Origin of the sequence: Methylomonas sp. MK1 (genome assembly GCF_000365425.1) — a bacterium.
In the GTDB taxonomy this organism is placed as follows: Bacteria; Pseudomonadota; Gammaproteobacteria; order Methylococcales; family Methylomonadaceae; genus Methylomonas.
On sequence record NZ_AQOV01000002.1, the window covers coordinates 677,634 to 697,964 of the forward strand.

General features: G+C 52.9%; 9 protein-coding genes and 2 pseudogenes. 6 read left to right on the forward strand and 5 right to left on the reverse strand.

Annotated elements, in window-relative coordinates; translation table 11 throughout:
• Positions 1-333: 333 nt before the first annotated feature.
• Together G006_RS0119940 and G006_RS0119945 are read right to left on the reverse strand one after the other, a co-directional pair.
• Complete coding sequence (locus G006_RS0119940; RefSeq protein WP_020484991.1) at positions 334-942, reverse strand: NUDIX domain-containing protein; 609 nt, start codon at positions 940-942, stop codon at positions 334-336.
• A complete protein-coding gene (locus G006_RS0119945) occupies positions 939-2,048 on the reverse strand; it encodes a PQQ-dependent sugar dehydrogenase (protein ID WP_020484992.1) in 1,110 nt (369 codons plus the stop codon). The genes G006_RS0119940 and G006_RS0119945 overlap by 4 nt, the downstream gene beginning before the upstream one ends.
• Positions 2,049-2,160: 112 nt before the next feature.
• On the opposite strand from G006_RS0119945, the gene htpX reads away from it, so the two are divergent.
• From htpX to G006_RS28030, 5 genes and pseudogenes are all read left to right on the forward strand, one after another.
• Complete coding sequence (gene htpX, locus G006_RS0119950) at positions 2,161-3,036, forward strand: protease HtpX (RefSeq protein WP_020484993.1); 876 nt, start codon at positions 2,161-2,163, stop codon at positions 3,034-3,036.
• A gap of 42 nt (positions 3,037-3,078) precedes the next feature.
• Positions 3,079-3,306, forward strand: a complete 228-nt coding sequence (locus G006_RS0119955; protein ID WP_020484994.1) for a DUF2835 domain-containing protein — start codon at positions 3,079-3,081, stop codon at positions 3,304-3,306.
• A gap of 197 nt (positions 3,307-3,503) precedes the next feature.
• The gene (locus G006_RS0119960) at positions 3,504-4,514 is read left to right on the forward strand and encodes a catalase family protein (protein WP_020484995.1); all 1,011 of its coding nucleotides are present in this window, start codon (positions 3,504-3,506) and stop codon (positions 4,512-4,514) included.
• A gap of 222 nt (positions 4,515-4,736) precedes the next feature.
• Positions 4,737-4,910, forward strand: coding sequence for a DUF2835 family protein (locus G006_RS28465; protein ID WP_152428980.1), 174 nt, complete (start codon positions 4,737-4,739; stop codon positions 4,908-4,910).
• A 38-nt stretch (positions 4,911-4,948) separates the two neighbouring features.
• Positions 4,949-5,874 (forward strand): annotated as a pseudogene (locus G006_RS28030) (IS630 family transposase); the annotation flags it as partial.
• A gap of 7 nt (positions 5,875-5,881) precedes the next feature.
• Here G006_RS28030 and G006_RS0119980 read toward each other — a convergent pair.
• Positions 5,882-7,065, reverse strand: a protein-coding gene (locus G006_RS0119980) for an IS3 family transposase (RefSeq protein WP_235048809.1) whose coding sequence is annotated in 2 segments (ribosomal slippage) — positions 5,882-6,801 and positions 6,801-7,065 — 1,185 coding nt in all. Because the reading frame shifts where the segments join, the coding sequence is not laid out codon by codon here.
• A gap of 62 nt (positions 7,066-7,127) precedes the next feature.
• On the opposite strand from G006_RS0119980, the pseudogene G006_RS29225 reads away from it, so the two are divergent.
• Positions 7,128-7,286, forward strand: a pseudogene (locus G006_RS29225) (IS630 family transposase); the annotation flags it as partial.
• Between the two features lie 4 nt (positions 7,287-7,290).
• On the opposite strand, the gene G006_RS27265 reads toward G006_RS29225, so the two are convergent.
• Positions 7,291-10,329, reverse strand: coding sequence for an EAL domain-containing protein (locus tag G006_RS27265; protein WP_020484997.1), 3,039 nt, complete (start codon positions 10,327-10,329; stop codon positions 7,291-7,293).
• A 61-nt stretch (positions 10,330-10,390) separates the two neighbouring features.
• On the reverse strand, positions 10,391-20,260 hold the full coding sequence (locus G006_RS26015) for a DUF4347 domain-containing protein (protein WP_160167686.1): 9,870 nt from the start codon (positions 20,258-20,260) through the stop codon (positions 10,391-10,393).
• Positions 20,261-20,331 lie beyond the last annotated feature (71 nt).

The following is a 20,331-nucleotide window of genomic DNA, read 5'->3' on the forward strand; positions in this document are numbered from 1 at the left end:
TATTGCCCTCGGGAAAGAAGAAGGAATGTGAAACCAATGCGAAGCGGATTGGCAAAACTTGGTTTATGCCTTAGCCAACGCTGTTTGTCGGCTTACCTAACTGAAAAGCGTTAGTTTTTTACCCTGATCAACCCATTTGACAACGAAACGGCACTAGCTTTCACATTGGGTGAGTTCCGGTTTGTAGCACAAAGGTTCAATGGCGAAATATAAAAACTTACCGTGTCGGCAAGCCGCTTCAGTTGAATGCCCCGCGCCTTCTGGAAATTGTCATATCGGCATGCCTTGGGGGCAGAAGGGGAATGCCGAAATCCCGATTACGGGGCTAATGAGTTAGGTCCTGGCCAACCACTGGTCGCGTAACCTCTGTCGATGAATATACAGCCACTGGATGGCGAGGATGGGAATGCCGGATTCGATTTTGTCGTCTTCCAGCATTTGAAATACCTCGTCGAATTTCACCGCAGTGACGCGGATGTCTTCATCCTCTTCTTCCAAGCCATGAATGCCGCCGACCTGGCTGCTGTCAACTCGGCCGCAGAATAAGGTAATCCACTCCGACGAGCCGCCTGGCGTGGTGAAGAACTGTTTTATTTCGATGAGTTCTTCTATCTCGCAGCCGGCTTCTTCGCGGGCTTCGCGATAAGCGACTTCTTCCGCGGTTTCACCTTCTTCAATGGCGCCGGCCACAATTTCCAGCTGCCACGCCCGTTCCGGTTGCAGGACCGCGCCGACGCGGAACTGTTCTATCAACACCACTTCGTCGCGGTTCGGATCATACAGCAGTACGGCCACGCAATTGCCGCGGCGGAACAATTCCCGCTTCAAAGGGGGACTCCAACCGCCGTTGAAAAGCGTGTGTTTCAGGGTGTATTGCTCCAGCCGGAAAAAGCCTTCATAAACAACCTGCGTATCCAGTATTTGAAATTGTTTGTCGTTCATCGGCCGTAGGTTACCCGGTAGATGACGCCCAAGCTGTCGTCGCTGATCAACAAGCTGCCGTCCGGCATTTGAATAATGTCGTTCGGCCGCCCTAGTACCTGACCTTCCGCTGTCAGCCAACCGCTGATGAAGGGTAGTTCGTTATAGGCTTGGCCTTCGCGGAATTTGACCACATTCACCTGGTAACCTTGCGGTACGGTGCGATTCCAAGAGCCATGTTGGGCGACGAACAACTGCCGGAAATAAGTGTCCGGAAATTGTTTGCCGGTATAAAAACGCATGCCGAGCGGGGCAATGTGGGCTTTATATTTCCAGGCCGGGGCCTTGAATTTATAGCATTGCTTGTCGCCTATATATTCCGGGTCTGGAATGGTCCCGGCATGGCAATACGGGAAGCCGAAATGCTCGCCTTTTTGGTTCCATTCGTTCAGTTCGTCCGGCGGCATGTCGTCACCCAGATAGTCGCGGCCGTTGTCATTGAAAAACAGATGGCCGCTGCGGGTTTCCCAATCGAACCCCACCGTGTTACGGATGCCGCGCGCTAGGATTTCCATATCGCTACCATCCGGGTCCAGGCGAATTAGCGAGCCGTAAATCGGTTTGTCCGGGTCGCAGACGTTACAAGGCGCGCCGACGGCGGTGTATAACTTGCCGTCGGGTCCGAAGCGCAGATATTTCCAGCCATGGTGGCGGTCGGAGGGAAACTGGTCGAATACCGTGACCGCTTTGGGCGGGCTGGCCAAGCGCTGACCAACCTCGTCGAAACGAATGATGCGGTGAATTTCCGCGACATACAACGTGCCGTCTTTGTAAGCCACGCCATTGGGTAGATTGAGCTGTTGAATGATCAGATATTTTTGTTCGGCAACACCGTCGCCATCCTTATCCTGTACCGCATAGACGCTGCCTTGGCGGGAGCCGACATAGACCACGCCATTGTCGCCCAGCGCCATTTGCCGGGCATTGGGAACGTCGTCGGCAAATATTCTGATATTAAAACCCGGCGGCAGACGTAATTGTTTTAGCACGGCTTCTTGTTCGGGGGTGGCTGCCAAGCAAACCGGTACAGCGGCAAACAGCATCAACAGCGACTTTATAATTTTCATTTTTATGTCCCTCAAGTAAACTTTGGCAGATGTTAACACTCTATAGTCTTGAATTTAATCTTTCGGCTCCCCAGATTAAACCCACTTTATAACAACACAGGAAAGTTACGCCATGATGAGAATATTGCTGTTTTTGGCCACCAACGTGGCCATCATGATTGCGATCAGCATCATATTTAGTATATTTGGCTTGCAAGGCGCACTGGATGCTCAAGGCGTCAACTTGAACATCGAAGGCTTGCTGGCTATGTCGGCGGTCATCGGTATGACCGGTTCGGTGATTTCATTGTTCATGTCCAAATGGTCGGCTAAAAGCTCAATGGGTGTGCATGTCATCGAGCAGCCGCAAAACCAAACCGAACAATGGTTAATCAGCGTGGTCGAGCGCCAAGCCCGGCAAGCCGGAATCGGTATGCCGGAAGTGGGTATCTTCGATGCTCCGGAAGCCAACGCCTTTGCCACCGGCGCCAACCGTAACAATGCTTTGGTGGCGGTTAGTACCGGTTTGCTGCGCAGCATGAGTGCCGATGAAGTGGAAGCGGTGGTCGGCCACGAGATTAGCCATGTCGCGAACGGCGATATGGTGACGATGGCCTTGATGCAGGGCGTGGTTAACACCTTCGTTTATTTCTTCGCCACCATCATCGGTTACGTGGTGGACCGAGTCGTATTTAAAACCGAACGCGGTTACGGTCCAGCGTATTACGTGACGCAAATGGTCGCGCAAATCGCCTTGTCGATTTTGGCTTCGATGCTGGTGATGTGGTTCTCGCGTTACCGGGAATTCCGCGCCGATGCTGGCGGTGCCAATTTGGCTGGCCGGCAAAAAATGATAGGTGCATTGCGCGCGTTACAGCGTTCGCATGAGCCTGCCGAACTGCCCGGCGAACTGGCTGCATTCGGTATCAATGGCGGCGGCGTACAACGCTTGTTTATGAGCCACCCGCCTTTGGAAGAACGCATCGCCGCTTTGCAAAACGCCCGTTAGGACGCTCCCCTGCCGCGCCGGATCAACCGGCGCGGCTTTTTTATGGCCAATCAATTTATCCGCTTCAAACTTGATTTAAATTACGACCAATACCTGGCCGTTTATCAAGGCATTGCCAAGACTGTCGTTACGATTGCCGATGACGGCCGGCGTATCGTATTTCCCGCGGGCAACATTCAGCGTTATCTCACCAAAACCGGCATTCAGGGCCATTTTGAAATGGAACTGGCTGCCGGGAATAAATTTGTCGGCATCAAAAAATTGACTTAAACGTTCGGAAAGCTACAAGCCTTTGAATTAAAAAAGGAATTTTATGTCTTGATCGACCTACAACTCGCAGACGTGTTTTAGATAAATAATTTAGATGCGAGTTGAATCCAAACTGCTTAATATTCTAGCGTTCGAAATACTGGGCTTAGAGTAAGCTCCACAACTGTAAAATAAAACAAGATGGTTAGGAGGCAGTTATGAGTGAGAAACAATTGGCTGAAGAAATTATCCCGCCCAACGAATCCCAAGTGATAGAAGACCTAACGGCGCAGCTAAAAGCCAAAATTATCCAGGACAATCCCACCGGCATCATGCGTCGAGACGCACATCCCAAAATGCACGGTTTGGTCAAGGCTGAGTTTATTGTCGAGGCGGATTTGCCGGAAGAACTGAAAATTGGTCTTTTTAAAGAGCCAAAAACTTATCAAGCCTGGATCCGTTTTTCCAACGCCAGTGGCACGATCAATCCTGACCATGACAATGATATTCGCGGCATGGCCATTAAATTGATGGGCGTGCCCGGCGAGAAACTTCTGGACGCGGAAAAGCACGCGCAAACTCATGACTTGCTGTTGATCAGTGCCAGCCGCTTTGTGACCAAAGATGTTGAAGAGTTTGATGCCCTGGTCAAGGCGCTGACCGGCAGCGTATTGGCAAAAATCGTATTTTTCTTGAGTCATTGGCGGGTGGTATTCAACTTGTTGCGCAGCATGCACAAGTTCGCCAATCCGTTGCAGATTCGCTATTTCAGCGCCACGCCTTATTTGTTGGGTAGCCGGGCTGTCAAATATTCAGCCATTCCGCATGTCGCAGCTCCCGATAGCATTCCGAGCAAGCCGGCGGCCGATTATTTGCGTTTGGCAATGGTTAGACAGTTACAGTCTGGCGATGCGGTGTTTGACTTTGCCGTGCAACTGCAGACCGATCCCGAAGCGATGCCGATTGAAGATCCCGGCGTCGAATGGCTGGAAACGCTTTCGCCATTTCGTAAAGTGGCGACGATCAGGATTTTTCAACAGGCGTTCGACACTGAGGCGCAGAACACGTTTGGCGAGCATTTGTCCTTCACCCCCTGGCATGCCTTGCCGGAACACCGGCCGCTGGGCGGCGTCAATCGGGCGCGTAGAGTGGTTTACAACGCCATTTCTGCGTTTCGGCATGAGCGTAATAACGTGCCCAGAACCGAGCCGAATAGTTGGGATATTTAACTTTAAAGTGTCGCCAACTCAGGCGGTTCTGTCGGTACCTTAAACATCTTAAATTGACGGCGACTTAACAGCATTCTGACAAGCCAGCGTTTCAAATGCTGGTAGCGGTAGGCATGGAGGTTGGGCTAAGGCACGAAGCCCAACATGAGATGCGTAAAATCCTCCCGCAAATCATCGACAACGCTAGATTAAAAATTACCGATGTTTTGAAGGTCATCCATTTTGGGGTTCGTTGCCTCACCAAAACCTAAGGCCCTGGATCTCAGTTACGACCAATATTTACCTGTCTATAAAGGCATCGCCAAAACCGTGGTGACCGTCGCCGACGACGGTCGGCGCGTCGTATTTCCGGCTGGCAACATTCAACGTTATCTGACTATAGATACGGCCCTATGAAGGTTGAACTTATGTGATCTAAATTCTGTCCGAGCGGCATGGACAAAGAAGACGCAAGAAAACAAACTCTTGAGCAGTTGCACGAAAGGCGAAAGCAAGTGGTGCGATTGCATAACAAAGGCTACAAAGTCATGAAGATCGCTGAGATGAGACGGGGCTAACCTACCCGACCGTACGAAGCGCGATTGACCTGTATCTAGACGGCGGATGGTCAGCGATTCGGCCTGGGCAGCGCGGTCGAACGCCAGGCGAAGGACGCGTGCTCACGCCCGACCAAGAGAGCAAGATCCAGCGGGCCATCATCGATAAACGCCCAGAGCAGTTGAAAATGGATTTTTGTTTATGGAGCCGAGCGGCGGTGATGCAACTGATTGAGCAGGAATACGGGATCAAACTGCCGGTGCGGACAGTGGGTAAATACCTCAAGCGTTGGGGTTTCACACCACAAAAGCCGATCAAAAAAGCTTACGAACAGCGGCCAGAAGCCGTCACAGCCTGGCTAGATGAACACTACCCTGCTATTGCCGCCCAAGCCAAGGCCGAAGGCGGCGAAATCCACTGCACCCACAGGGCACATAAAGGGCGATGAAACGGCGCTGACCAACACCGATGTCCGAGGCCGGAGTTATGCGCCAGCGGGCCAAACGCCAGTCACCTATGCGCCGGATGGCAAACGGGAAAAATTATCCATGATCGCTACCGTCACCAACTATACCCACAGGGCATAAAAGGAAAAGCCCGCTGGATGATCATTGACGAAGCCTTCAATGCCGATAAATTGATCGAATTTTTGGGAGCCTTGATCAAGGACACCGACAAGAAAGTGTTTTTGATCGTAGACAACCTACGCGTTCACCGTGCCAAACGGGTCAAAGCCTGGTTGGAAGAGCACAAGGATCAGATCGAAATGTTCTATCTCCCCAGTTGCAGCCCCGAGTTAAACCCGGAGGAACGTTTGAATGCTGTAGTGGTCAACTTTTTTCGGACACCAAAATAGGTTGTTGATCTGCCATTTTCATTTCATAGCCGTTGGGCGGCAGGTAGCCCAATGACGAATGCAAGCGCCGACTGTTGTAGAAATTGACGATATAGTCGGTCACGTCTCGGATGGCCTCGGTATGGTTGGCATACTGGCGGTGCCAGACGCGCTCCATTTTAAGATTCAGAAAGAATCGCTCCATTACGGCATTGTCCCAGCAGTTGCCCTTACGACTCATGCTGCCCTGAAAACCATGATGGGCCAGTAACGCCCGATATTCGTGACTGGCGTACTGACTACCCCGGTCGGAATGGACGATCAGGCCCGGCGGCGGTCGGCGCTGGGCGATGGCGATTTGCAAGGCGGTGCAGACCAGTTCTGTCGGCATGTTGGGTGCCATGGCCCAACCGACGATTTTGCGCGAATAAAGATCCAACACCACCGCCAGATACAGCCAACCGCTCAGGGTCCGTATGTAAGTAATGTCCGAGACCCAAGCTCGGTTGGCCTCGGCTTGCTCAAACTGGCGATCCAACACGTTCTCGTACACCGGCAGGTTGTGGTTGCTATCGGTGGTATGCACAAACTTGGGTTTCCAGATCGGCTTGATCTGGAGTTCCTTCATCAGGCTGCGCACCCGATGACGGCCAATCTCGATTCCCTGTTCCGCCAGTTCCTTGCGCAGACGACGACTGCCATAGCATTGACCGGTGGCTTCGAACAGACTGCGCAGTCGAACCCGCGTGCCGCAAAGCGCTTGAGGCTGCCGTGCTCGTCTCTGGGCCGCATACCATCCCGACCGACTGACGCCCAGTAACTGACAACCCTGCTGCACCGTGACGACCTTCTCTGCCGTTAACTGGTGAATCACTTGGTGTTTCATCGCAGTTCCTTGGCAAAGAAGGCCGAAACCTTTTTTAGCAATTCGTTATCCGAACGCAGTTGCCGATTTTCTAATTCCAGCTGCCGAATCCGCTGCTGGTCAGGGGTTAACGGCTTACCTATGCCCGGTTGACCGGATTGCTCGGCCTGCACCTGCTTCAGCCAGCGACGTACCGCAGTCTCGCCCAGCTTCAGCTCCTGACAAACCTGAGGAACCGTGAGTCCCTGTTCATGGATCATTTGTACTACTTGCAGCTTGAACGCCGCATCAAAACTTCGCCTTTCTCGTTTCATTCGTTTCACCTTGAAGGTTGATAGTTTATCAACCTATTCGGGTGTCCGTTTTTATTAGACCACTACATGCCGATTTAAAACAAGTCATTGGTAAAAAAGTCCCCGTCAGAACCAAGGCCAAATTACGCGCTGCCGCCATCGGCCACATGATTCACTTGGCACAATCGCCTGAACGGGTTAAAAGCTTTTTCCAGGACCAGCCAGTGAAATGTGCCGCTTAAAACTTCATGGGGCCGGATCTATAGTTTGGGAATCACCGCTTAAAGGTGTTGAGCTTCTTCCCGTTCCTGCTTTGCTAAACATTTTTACTATCTCTTCAGCTGGGACGGGTTTGCTGAGCAAATATCCTTGAATTTCATCGCAGCCGTAATCAGCCAAAATATCGAATTGGCTTTGGGTTTCTACGCCTTCGGCAATTACCGTCATGTTCATGGAATGGGCAATGTTGATCAACATCTTGACGATTTTTTGGTCGTTCTCGTCATGGCAAATATCGATGATGAACGATCTGTCGATCTTTAAGTTGTCTACCGGCAGGTTTTTCAGGTAGCTCAAAGAGGAATAGCCGGTGCCGAAATCATCAATCGATATTGCAATGCCTCGGCTACTGAGGCGCTTCAACGCCGTCAATGCTGCCTGGAAATTATTCATCAACGTGGTTTCCGTTACTTCCAATTCCAGTTGCCTTGGTGCGATTTGGTATTCTGCGATGATGGCAAGGACTTTTTCAACAAAATCGTCTTGTTTCAACTGTACCGCGGATAAGTTGACGGCAATTTTGCGATTCATAAAGCCCATCTCCTCCCACTGTTTGAGTTGCTGGCATGCCGTTCTGATTACCCATTCGCCCATTGCAACAATTAGGCCTCGTTGTTCGGCAAAGTCGATAAATTCAAAAGGTACAAGTAGTCCTTTGCTGGGATGCCGCCACCGAATCAGGGCTTCTACCCCCACGATAGCTTGGGTGGCGATGTCCATTTTGGGTTGGTAAAACAATTCCCACTCTTGGTTCTGAACGGCTCTGCGCAATTCTTTATCCAAGTGCAGATGCTTGATGGAGAGTGCCTGCATCTGGTTGTCAAAAAATTGAAAGCCGGTTTCAGATGATGCCTTTTTACAGAACGTTTTCGCCGTGATGGCATTGTTGATTAGGTCATCAACCGAGTTTGCATCGGACGGATACACACTGATGCCGATGTGGCCGGTAATATAGATACTGTTGCGGTCAATATCGATTGGATCGGCTAAAGCATCCATCAGACGCTCGACCATCCAGGTAACCGCTTCCTTATTCGACAGTTCCGGAATTAACACCGCGAATACATCGCCGCCGATTCGGGAAAGCGTCAAGCGCGAGATGTCGTCGCTTTTTCTGAAGGTGAGGTTCAAGCGGTCGGCAATTTCTTTTAAAACCTTGTCGCCGACCGTCCGGCCTAGGGTTGCGTTAATCATGCCGAACATACCGATATCGATCACAAATATGGCCGCCAAATGGCTATATCGATGCCCTCTTTCAATGACTTGATTGACCCGGTCGTAAAATAAAACCTGATTCGGCAATCCGGTAAGATTGTCGTAGTGTTTGGAATAATCCAGTTCCGTCGAGATTTGCGAGGCTATTTGTTCAAGTTCATCAACTCTTAGCTGCAATTTGGACACTTCGCTATCATCCTTATCAGCATCTATTTGCGTTGCGAGTGGATTTTTTGCGGCGGGCTGTGCGTCGGATTTAACTTTTTCGGCAAATTCGTTTTGTAGTTGCCAGCGCTCGACGCGGTTCCGGCCCGATTCCTTGGCAACATATAACGCTTCATCGGCAAATTTGTTGAGTTCGCTCGGGTCTTCCGGTTGGTCTAGGATACTGGCGACACCCAAGCTGGCGGTTACCCATGGTCCATTCTCGTAACGGGCGACAGATTCCGATTTGATGCGTAAGCGGATCCGTTCGGCCACCGTAATGGCTTCGTCAACGCTTAAGCCGGGCAGCACGATGCAAAACTCTTCGCCGCCATAGCGGCCAACCAAATCAATTTTGCGGGTGTTGGTGGTTAATATTTCGGCCAGCAATTTGATGATGACGTCACCGGTCGCATGACCGTAGTTATCGTTAACCAGTTTGAAATGGTCGATGTCGACCATAATGCAGGATAGCTCCAAATTGTTTTGCAGTGCATCGGCAAACGCTTTTTCAAACAGTTCGTTAAATGCCCGCCGATTTAAGCAACCGGTCAGAGAGTCTCGAGTCGCTAGGAAGTGCAATTCCTTGTTTTGCTCTTTAACCTGAGCCTGGCTTTCCTCCAAACTGCTGACCATGGTTTGCAATTTGGTATTGCGTTCTTCTATTTCGGTAATGTCATCCAGCGTGATCAACACCCCTTGAGCGGCATCGTTGCCACCAAGAATGGGCGATGCATTGATCACGAATTTAAATGTGCCGTTGCCAGGGCTAAGCAATTTTAGATGCGCGCCAATCGAACTTTTGCCGGTTTTTAAAACAGTTTGCCAGGGCAGGTAGGTGTCGGTAGTCGAATCGTCGGCGCTTTTCCATTTTAATTGCGAGGCCTTTTTCCCCAGCAAAGCAGCCATGGGGCTGGCGATCTTTTTCAGAAAGGCATTATTGGCCAACACAATTTGCTCGTGCTCATCAATAATGATGACGCCCTCGGCCAGCGTATCGAAAGCCGCGTTGACCCTGTCGGGAATCACGGCGCTGGGGTCGAGTACTTTCAAGGTTCTGAGCATGAACGTCAGGTAAATAAAAAAGCCGACAACCAAAAAGAATATCGCCATTTTAAAACTAGGGTGTTCAAGAAAATCCGAAGCCGATTCTCCGGCTATTGGCGCGAATTTAAATTCAATATCGCCCCATTTTTCCGAGTCGCGAAAAATAGGCACCACCAAATGGGTGGAAGTGGATTTTTGGCTATCGTAATCGGCCCATTCCTTAACGTGATCGTTGACTTGAAAAATTAATTGGTCGTTTTGCAAGCGGATTCCGGCGGAACGAATTTCCGGGTTTCTTTTGATCAGGGCATTCAGCATTCGCTCAATGCGGTGTGGGTCTTGATCGGGGGCGATGGTGGAAAATTGAATGGCCAGCGCTTCGCTGACTTGTTTGCGCGACTCCAACATAAATTTGGATTTATCCGGCATGAACCCCAACATTTCCGCCGTAAACAGCAAGCAGATACTGATTAGTGCTAAAGCCAGGCTGATGCGCATTGCCGGCAATAAAAGTCCAACCGTCTTTTTTAGGGTGTCCATGCTCTTAAATGCTGCGATGCCGGAATAGTAAATCCAAACTCAAGCAAACCGTTTCTGATAATCACCGGGTGTCTTCAGATTGGGAAGATACAGAGTCAAGCTCATTAGCTTCATGGTCTTTTGCCGGCCTTGATTTTTTGACTGACCTCATTATGGGCAATGGATCAAAGCGTTTCAGTAACGGCACCGTAGACATAAAGCTGGCCATTAGCGACCCAGCCCGCAAGATCCAGCTGACAAATCCGGCAGTGAGGCCGGCGCTGGTCCCCAGAATGATTTTAATGTTTACCGGATTGGCGTCGGCCACAACCGTAGGGTCGCTCATTTGCTTGCGAATGTTTTCCAATCTGTTCCAAAACTCCATTTCTTCTTGCTCACTTAAAGCAGTCTGGCTATCAATCCTGTATTCTTCGACCAATGGAATTCTGGATTGGAAGTGGTATTTTCGGCTATTTTCGCTGCTGCCTTGTGGTTCACTCTTATTCGAGTCTATCAGTCCGGATAACCGTGGGCTATTTCCATCGTTAATCCATGTGCTGGGTTCTAGGATAAATTGATTGCCTGTTGCCTGATTATCTCGGCCTGGTTGTCGGGTTAGTTGCTCAATTGGGGTGTTCAAATCGACAACGACCGCAAATTGATCGGTGGAAACGTGGTGACTTGCTGAGATATTCGTTTGAGCGTTGTCTCCCTGATTTTTATCATTTAAACCATTTTTTTGGTTATATGTGATGATGTCGCGCAAAGTATTCGTTGTGTCGTTAGATGCACTATAGTCAATGCTGGCGGCCATTGTGGTAGAGCTGGCGGAACCGTCACTGACGGTGACATCAAAATTCGGTGCGACTTTATTCCCGTCATCGACAAACTGCACCTGGCCGGCGCTTAGCTGAGCGGTCGTAAAGCTGGTGATCGGCGTATTTGCTGCCGACGTCAATTGGAAGTAGCCGCCGGACACACTGCTGACTGTGTAAGTGAAGCTGGTGTTGTCGGGGTCGGTCACACCGAAGTTGGCGGCCGATAGGGTGACGGTCTCGCCTTCGTTAAAGGTCAGGTTGGCGCTGCTGATTACCGGGGCGTCGTTGCTGGCGGTGATACTCAGCGTGCCTGACACCACATTGCTGGTCCCGCCATCACCATCAGTCACATATCCTTGCAAGGTACGCACCAAGCTTGACGGCGCGTCCGAGACATTCTGATAGCTAATGTTACGACCCAAGGCCTGCACAGCGGCCACGCTGGCATTGCTGGTAAAGCTGATGACCAAAGGCGTCGCGCCGTCAGTACCGCCGGTGAAACTGCCGATGACGACGCCGGAGTAGGTGACATCGTTACCCGACAAGCCGATTTGTCCACTGGCCGTACCTTGGTTGCGGATAGACAGACGATCTTCCGCTTGACCGTTAGTGCTAAACTCAATCACCATCTGGCCGTCGTCAAAATTTGTCAAGTCGGCATCGGTTACCGTCGCATTGGGCGCCAATATAACGGCCCCGGCATTTTCCGGATAACTGACATTGCTGGTGGCAAAACTTAACACCGGCGCATCGTTGACCGGATTGATAGTCACGGCGACGGTAGCGGTCTCGGTGGCGCCGCCGGATGTCACGCTATAACTAAAACTGGTGGCGCCGTTACTGTTGGCAGTGGGCGTGAAGGTCAAGGTGCCGTTGGCATTTAGCGTGACGTTGCCGTCGGTGATGGCGACCGTTTGACCGCTACTGATGTTGATGCCGTCGATAGCCGAAATATACCGGCCTGAATTCTCAAAGGTATCGTTAGCCAGCGGGTCGAAGGTGACCGGCGTATCTTCATTCGTTGTCACGCTGTCATTTGCAATGTCCGCGACGGCCGAGATCAAGCCGCTGATAGTGTCGCTATCCGACAAAGCGCCGCCGGAGCCGGAATTGCCATTGTCCGTAGTCACCACAGTGAAAGAAACCGCGCCGTTATCGTTATAGTCAGCAGTGGTGGTAAACACCGGCGCAGTTGCCGCCGACGCAAAATAGGCGTTGATCGACGCTACATCGCCGGAGAGCACCAAGCTATTGGTGCCGCTACCGCTGATCGTGACACCGCCAGCTGATGTTGCCGAAAAAACACCCGCTGCCGTGCTTACCGACAAGGTGCTGGTAACAGTTCCCGAACCGCTATCAACATCGGAGATGACGACCGAGCCGAGCATTTGAATCACCGAGTCTTCCGGCACGCTGGTGCCATCGCCGTAAACGGTATTGACCGGCGCATCGTTCACGGCGGTAATGTTGATCGTGGCGACATCAAAGCCAGTCAGCGCGCCGCCCGAACCGGTGTTGCCTTGGTCGTTAACGCTCAAGGTTAAGGTATCGGTGGCGGGCGGCGTATCGGAATTGATGATATAGCTCAACGATCCGCTGGCATTTCCGGCCAGCAGATCGTTGATTTGGCTGAGGCTGCCGGTCAACGTGATGGAACTGGTGCCGGAGCCGGAAACGGTAACCCCCGTCGTACCCGCATTGGCTGTCAATGTGCCAGATACCACCGAGACAGTCGCTTGCACGTTGGAGCTACCCGCGTCGACATCCGCGATATTTAGCCCGGTGCCGTGCAGGGTTAGGCTGGTTTGTTCGGTAGCGCTATAGCTGGCTGGGGTTATCGTTGCAGTCGGCGCATCGTTGATCGGATTGACTGTAATTACCTGAGTCGCCGTTGCGATCAAACCGCCGCCGGTTCCGGTATTGCCTAAATCATTCAGCGTAAATTCCATACCGCCTGGCCCACTGTAGTTGGGGGCCGGCATGTAATCTATGTTATCCAAAGCGGTGTTAATCGCCGCTAGGGTGCCACGGAACGTCATTGTGGTATCCGCTGCGCCATCGCCAACGGAAAATGTCAATCCGACCAACCCGCCTAAAGTGACTGTGCCGCTAATAGCGGAAATCGTCATCTCCAGATTTGCGGAACCGGCATCAACGTCAGAGATCGTAATGGCATTGCCAATCCAAGCCGAAAAGCGCTTTACCACGTCTTCATCGGTAGTTCTCGCGCTAACGACATTGATTACAGGTGCATCGTTCACCGCATTGATGCTTACGGTGGTGTTACCACTGGTGGTTAGAGCGCCACCACCACCCTGGGCACCGGCATTGACATCACTGAAGGTCCAGTCGATCTGCACGCTGGCCGGCGGCGTGTCGCTCCAGTTCCAATACACGGTGTTGCGCATCAAAGTGTTGACCCGGTCATTGGTCGCGTTGGCGCCAAAAGTAATTTCCATCTGCCCGCCGGTGAAGGTGTAGGTACCGACCTGGACGCCGCCGACATAAACGTCGGCGCCGCTGACCGTGACGGTGATGCCGTCGAACGCCAACGCGTCCTCGGCATTGGCGCCGCCGTGGCGGGCCAGGGTCAATGTCGAACCGTTGAAATTGTTAGTACCGGACAACTCGGCATCGAAAAGCGTCACGTCGGCGTCAAGGACCACCGCCGAACCGTTTTCGATAAAGGTAGGCGCGCCATTCAGGTTAGCGAACACCGGCGCATCATTAACGGCGGTAATGTTGATGGTCAGCGTATTGGCCGTGCTATCCAGGGTTTGTCCGCCGCCATAGCTACTACCATCGTCCACGATACTGAATAAAAAGCTGGTTGCTGCGGTGCTATTGGTAGCCGGTGTGTAGGTCAATTTTCCAGATTGAATGTCCGCGGCACTGTTTGCGTCCAACTCTTGCACGGCAACGCCATTCAAATACAGTGTGCCGGAGGCGGGCAGAGATTCGATCCAGACCTGGCTGAGATTGTTACCGTCGACATCGGTGAACGGAAAATTGGCGGTGGTAAAGGTGTAAGCAGTATCCTCGGTCACCGTAATCGTTTGGTCTTGTCCGACCGGTGCACTGTCCGGTGTTTCCGTGATAACAGCATTGGAAAATTCCGAGGTTTCGTAAAAAGTCGAATAACTGGAATGGGTGCGGGTAGCGGTAACGGTAAGGTACTGGCCAGTCGCTAGGCGGGCATCTGAGAAATTAAATTGAATATTGACGGTTCCTGAACTGCCAACCGCCATGTTAACGGCGTTGAGAAAGGTCGGTCCCTCGCCGCTGGCCGTGGTATCCGAATAAACTTCGATGCGGTAATAGCTGTTAGCCGCCCCATTATAGGTACCGCTCAAGGTTAAATTGGTGCCATTCACAGTCGCGCGGGTTAGCACCATCGTGTTCAACAGACTATTGGGACCGCTATCGACATCGCCCGCGTCGTTGGCTGTAGCGCCATCGTCGCCCAGGTCGATGCCAAGTCGGGTATTGCCGTAAATGCTATTCTCTAAAAAGACGTTGCTGGAGCTAGTACCCACAACCGTTATGCCCACGTCATTGTTGGCGATGATATTGCCTGCACCGGCCGCCGTGCCGCCGATCAAGTTACTGCTGGCGGAATTTTCAATAGCAACCCCTTGAATACCGTTCCCCAACGCTGTCACACCATCCGTGCTAACCCCTATGTAGTTGCCTTGAACGACAGTACCGGTGGTGCCGTTATCGCTGATATAGACGCCGGCCTCGGTATTGCCTGCAATGATGTTGCGTGCCGCCGCCGTGATGCCGCCAATTACGGTGTTGTCGGCACCGCCGATCACTGAAATCCCATCCCAACTGTTTGCCAAACCGGCATTGCCGGATACGTCGGTACCAATATAGTTACCTTGGATGACATTGTTGTCGGCACTTTCGCCGTTGATAAAAACGCCGGAGTAACTGTTACCTGAGAGCAGGTTGCCGGCGCCGCTTGCAGTGCCGCCGACAGTATTTCCAGATGATTCGATGGTGATGCCGGAATTAGCGTTGCCCAAGTCTACAGTACCGGAAATGTCGGTACCGATGTAGTTGCCGGTGATGACGTTACCGGTAGCTGAGCTACCGGTCAGCGTAATGCCAGAGCCGTTGTTACCGGAAATGAAGTTACGTGCAGCGGCGGTTGTGCCGCCGATGGTGTTGTTGGCCGACTGCACGTAAATACCGCCGGCGGCATTGGCTATTGCTGCGGTACCGGCGGCATTGAGACCGATCAGGTTGCCAGCAACCAGCGTGTTGCTGGCGGGTGCTTCCAATTGAATGCCCACCCAGTTGGTGGTACCGCTGATGACATTGCCTTCGCCAGCTATCGTTCCGCCAATGATGTTACCGGCGGCATTGACCCATATGCCCTGATTGGCATTGCCCACGGCATTGGCGCCGGTCACATCGGTGCCAATGTAGTTGCCTTTGATTTGGTTGCCGGTGGCCGAACCGTTGTCGGTACTCAAGCCGATACCGATACCAGTATTACCGGAAATCACGTTGCGATCCGCCACCGAGCTGCCGCCGATGATGTTATTGGCCGAATTCCAAATACCAATACCTGCGGAGTTACCCGCCGCGCCGGTACCGGCGGCGTTAAGACCGATCCAGTTGCCGGCGACGGTATTGCCGTTACTGCCGGAAATCTCAATGCCGGTGCCGGCAAAATTTTGAATCACCAGGCCGCGGATGGTACTGCCGTCGCTGCCGCCGTAGAGTTGGATGCCATTTTGTATGTTCCCTGCGCCGTTTAATACAATGGCAGGTCGACTGCCATTGGCGCTAAAACTATCGTCGCTGGTGGCGTCCAGCACAATTGTGCTGGTTATGGTCAGCGCTGAGGTCAGATTGATGGTATGCACCGACGTGCCGCTGATGCCGAAATAAATATAATTCGGGCCGGCGGTATTGTTGGCAGCGGCAATCGCCTCCCGCAACGAGATGCCGTCGCCGCCGTCGCTGGCAATCAATGCGCTGATCGAACTGGTATTGGCACCTGCGCTGATAGTATCCGAGGTGTTGGTAACGACAATGGCGCCGACATGCACATCCAGGGTGTCGGTGTCCGTTAAAGTACCGCCTGTACCGGCGTTACCTTGATCGCTGGTGGTCATGGTCAATTGAGCCAGGCCACGGTAATTGCTATCGGGGGTAAAGGTCAGACCATTATTCAGTGCGGTATTGATTGCCGCCACTGTGCCGGAATAGCTCATGCTGCCGCTACCATTGGCGCCGCTGACCAAGGTCATGCCCGTGGTACTGGCCAGCGACAAGCTGCCGTGACTGATGCTTAAGGTCAGTTGCACACTGCTGGAGGCCGCATCGACATCGGCAATTTGTAGGGCATCGCCATTGGCGCTGGAGAAGGTTTTGCTGGTATTGATGGCCGTATAGCCATTGGCGGGCAGACTGTTGACTGGGGCGTCATTGATTGCCGTGACCGCGATGCTCCGAGTGGTAATGTTGCTGGCCGTCGTGCCGTCGATAACGCTAAAACTTACGGTACGGCTGGCGGTGGACGGTGCATCGCTGGTGTTTTCATAGGTAATAGAACGCAATGCGGTTTGATATTGGGCGACGGTAGCCGATCCGGATAAGGTCAGTGTGCCGGTGCTTGCATTCCAACTGCCGGTGATGCCGTTTTGGTCAGTGAATGCCAGCACGTCCTGCCCGCTGGCGTAGTTGCCGGAGATTTGCACCGTGGCACCGGCCAGGTTGGCGCTATCGACGTCCGAAAGCACCAGAGTTGAGGTCACCGCCGTCGCGGGACCGTTCTCCGTGTAAGCCAGCGCGGTGCCTTCGATGCCTGAAATGATCGGTGCCTCGTTGACATTCAACAGTTGAATGGTGAAGTTTTCATCGTACGTGGCACCGCCCGCATCCGTAACCCTCACGGTAATGATATGACTGGATGCGGTTTCAAAATCCAGCCTGCTACCATCGGCGACGCTGATGGTGCCGTCGGTTCCTAGGGCAAAGCGTCCGCCGGCACTATCGGTTAGACTGTATGTAGGATTGGCGCTGGCATCAATATCGAATCCCACCACGGTGCCCACTACGGTGCCGTTAGCGGCGTTCTCGGCGACCGTAAATCCAGTGGTTTGCTGATACAGTGCCGCCACGTTGGCAGCGCTCATCACGCCGTTGGCCACAATAAAATTATCGATAGCACCGTCGAACGCCGCGTCGCCAGCCCAATGCGATTTGCCGATGAAGTTATTGCTGCGAACACCAGTCTCCAGCGCCACGCCGGCGGTGGACGCGGCCAAGTTGCCATTGACATACAGGTTCATGTTGCCCGATGCATCAACCGTGGCGGCGAAATGCAACCATGAGCCATTGGTGATGGCATTGGCGGCGGTGGCGCGATAGGTGTACGCGCCATTTTTCTCGATCGTGAAAGTGAGGTTGTTGGTGTTCCATTCCCGACCGACATAGATGTTGCCAATTCCAGTGCTATCGGTTTGCCCGAAATCGAACACGCGCTGCCAATCGCCGGTGCTATCGAATTTGACCGAAGCGGCAAAGGTCATCGCGCCGCCAGTTGTGATCCCAGAAATATCACCATACTGGCCCGATGTCCCGCCGGCCAGATCTAACGCACCGGAGCCATTGGGGCCGGTGGTTTGGCCAGGGTTGCTGTAAAAGGTTATTGGGGCATTGTTGCCGGCATCATCTCGGCCGAGATTGGCAAGATTATTGACGCCATAAACGCCCACCAGATCGGATTTCGCGACACCGTTGATACTGTATAAATCGTTGGGTGCGTCGTTGACTGCCGCGACTGTGATCGCCACCGTATCGGTATCTGTTAATGTCAAATCCTTAGCAAGCGTGGCAATTTCGGCTGTAGTCAGTGCTCGATTGTAAACCCGCGCGTCGTCTATCTTGCCATTAAAGTCGTAAGTGGTGCCGCCGTTACCGTGTTTGCCTATAAAGCTATTGCTTCCCTGGCTGTAAGCAATGGATGTGGTGTAAGCGGTAGAAGCCACGGCAACGCCGTCGATATAAACCGTTTGGGTATGGGCTGCGCTGTCGATGGTGTATGCAACGTGGTGCCAGCCGGTTCCGGCCAATGTCGTAGCCGTCTCGGTAAATCTGAAAGTCCCGCTGTCGACATAACTGCCTTTGATTTTGCCGCCAGCATCTAGGCGGAGTAACACGTTGTCACCCAGCGAAATTACTTCCGCGCCCCCGGTGTCGGCGGACGTCAAGTTTACCCAGGCCGCCAGGGTTACACTGGATGGCTGGCCGTAAAGCCCGGTAGTTTGTACATAACCGTCACCAGCCAAACTCAGCACAGTGCCGCGGGTAGCGTCACTGACCGCTATGCCGTTGATGACCGAGCCCGCGTAACCCGCCGCCGGACTGCTATCGGTACCCAGTGTGCCGGTGTTCTCGAAAGCATAACGGCCCAACAGACCGGTATCGATATCCAAACCCAACAGTACCGAGTCTTTGGTAGTCAATGTCAGTGTCGCGCTGCCGATGTATTCGGCAGTGGGCGTGAAGCTTAAGCCATTGAGTGCGGTGTTGATGGCGCTGGCCGAGCCACGAAGCGTCATCGTGCTATCTGCGGTGCCGTCGCCGGCCAAAAAGGTCAAGCCGGTGGTGCCGGCCAAGGTCAGCGTGCCATTGGTGACCGTCAGAGTGATTTCGTTGTTTGCGCCGCCGGCATCGGCGTCGGCTATCGTAATCGTATTGCCATTGGCCGATGAGAACACTTTGGCGGTGTCCTCATTCGTCGTTTGTGCTGCGGGTACTGTATTCACAGGCGCGATGTTTATACTTGCTTTGACAGATACCGCACCTATCGACCAATCGGCAGCAAGTAACGCTGAACCGCTCATCGTTACTGAGCTCGCGCCTTCCGCCACGGAAGAGCCAGCCTTTGCCGTAGACAATAGGGAAGAGCTGGTCCATTGCGAAGTTTGCCCGGTGCCGGTTGTATCAGCTGAAATAGCTTTCCAATACTGCACGTCGATAACCAAATCGCCAGTCGCACTGGCGACATTCACCGTGCCTGATCCTCCCAACAAACCGGTGGTGCCGGTGTTGCCAGCGTAAGTACCGTAGGGCGTCGATTGGTTAACACCGTTAAAGGTCGATGCACCCGCAGTGGCTTCTGTATTTCCAGTAAATGATATAACGACGTTATCGGTTCCCTCTGTGGGGTTGACCAAAGCCCAGATTTCGACGGCGTGATTGGCTGCTGTGCGTCCGACGCGGGTGAGATCGGCGGCACCGTATTTAACGCTGTTGACCCCAGCGTTGCCGTCATCAATGGCAATCTCGACGAATAGTACCCGGTCGATGCCGGCATTCACCTTATGCGACCATGTCAGCTGGCTGGTGCTGGTACTATCCGTAGATGTCACTGTGCCATTGGCAGTAACCGCCATCAAGCCAGTCCATTCGCTTTGACCCGCCGCGCTGACTACAATTTCGGTTTCGACGTCGCCGCTTTGGTATTCGAGTAACCAGTCGCCACCCAAATCGGCACTACCGGTGGTATCTTCCGACGCCGCGACTTCGGTATTGGTGATGCCGGACAGGTACTCGACAAAACTCTGGCCGAACTGCGTTTCAGCGACATTGCAGCCGTAAAGCAGAATATCGCCGTTGGCGTTGAAGGAATCCCCCCAGGCGCTGATGTCGGTCTGGTTTTGAATCAAGGTGTCAAAGTTGAGCTGGCTATTGCCTAAATCCAGGCTGCCGTCGCTGCCGTGCGAGATAATGTGCACCGCGTCCAGATTGTCGCGCTCGGCCAGAATCTGTGTGATTTGTTGAATGCCGTTAGTGCTGCTGTCCAGCGTAATGATTTCCAGATTGCGGTCTGAAACGTCGCTGCGTTTGATGTCGTTTAATAGCGATTCGTAGCCCAGGACGCGGGTATCGACAAACACGATTTCATTGCGGCTGGTCTCGCTGGCGCTGGTTTGCGTGGGGGGCTGTTGGGTGTCGGCGGGCGGTGTCGCGTTGGCGTAGGTCGCATTGGGGTCCATGAGTTGTTCGGTCAAAAGCCCCTCGATGCCGCCGGAGAACAGCTGTCGAGATTCCAACTCTTCCAGAATCGGTTTGGAGTGGTAGTGCTTGAGATGTGACTTTGAATTCATGGGCGTTGAAATTTGCAGTTTGACCGATGAGCATGGAACGCCGTTGGCACCGGATGCCATAGATGCTGCTA

What these genes read in the sequence shown, in the direction of transcription:
- G006_RS0119940 (WP_020484991.1), bottom strand. Translation starts at nt 942, where the DNA reads ATGAACGACAAACAATTTCAAATACTGGATACGCAGGTTGTTTATGAA.
- G006_RS0119945 (WP_020484992.1), bottom strand. Translation starts at nt 2,048, where the DNA reads ATGAAAATTATAAAGTCGCTGTTGATGCTGTTTGCCGCTGTACCGGTT.
- htpX (WP_020484993.1), top strand. Translation starts at nt 2,161, where the DNA reads ATGATGAGAATATTGCTGTTTTTGGCCACCAACGTGGCCATCATGATT.
- G006_RS0119955 (WP_020484994.1), top strand. Translation starts at nt 3,079, where the DNA reads ATGGCCAATCAATTTATCCGCTTCAAACTTGATTTAAATTACGACCAA.
- G006_RS0119960 (WP_020484995.1), top strand. Translation starts at nt 3,504, where the DNA reads ATGAGTGAGAAACAATTGGCTGAAGAAATTATCCCGCCCAACGAATCC.
- G006_RS27265 (WP_020484997.1), bottom strand. Translation starts at nt 10,329, where the DNA reads ATGGACACCCTAAAAAAGACGGTTGGACTTTTATTGCCGGCAATGCGC.
- G006_RS26015 (WP_160167686.1), bottom strand. Translation starts at nt 20,260, where the DNA reads ATGAATTCAAAGTCACATCTCAAGCACTACCACTCCAAACCGATTCTG.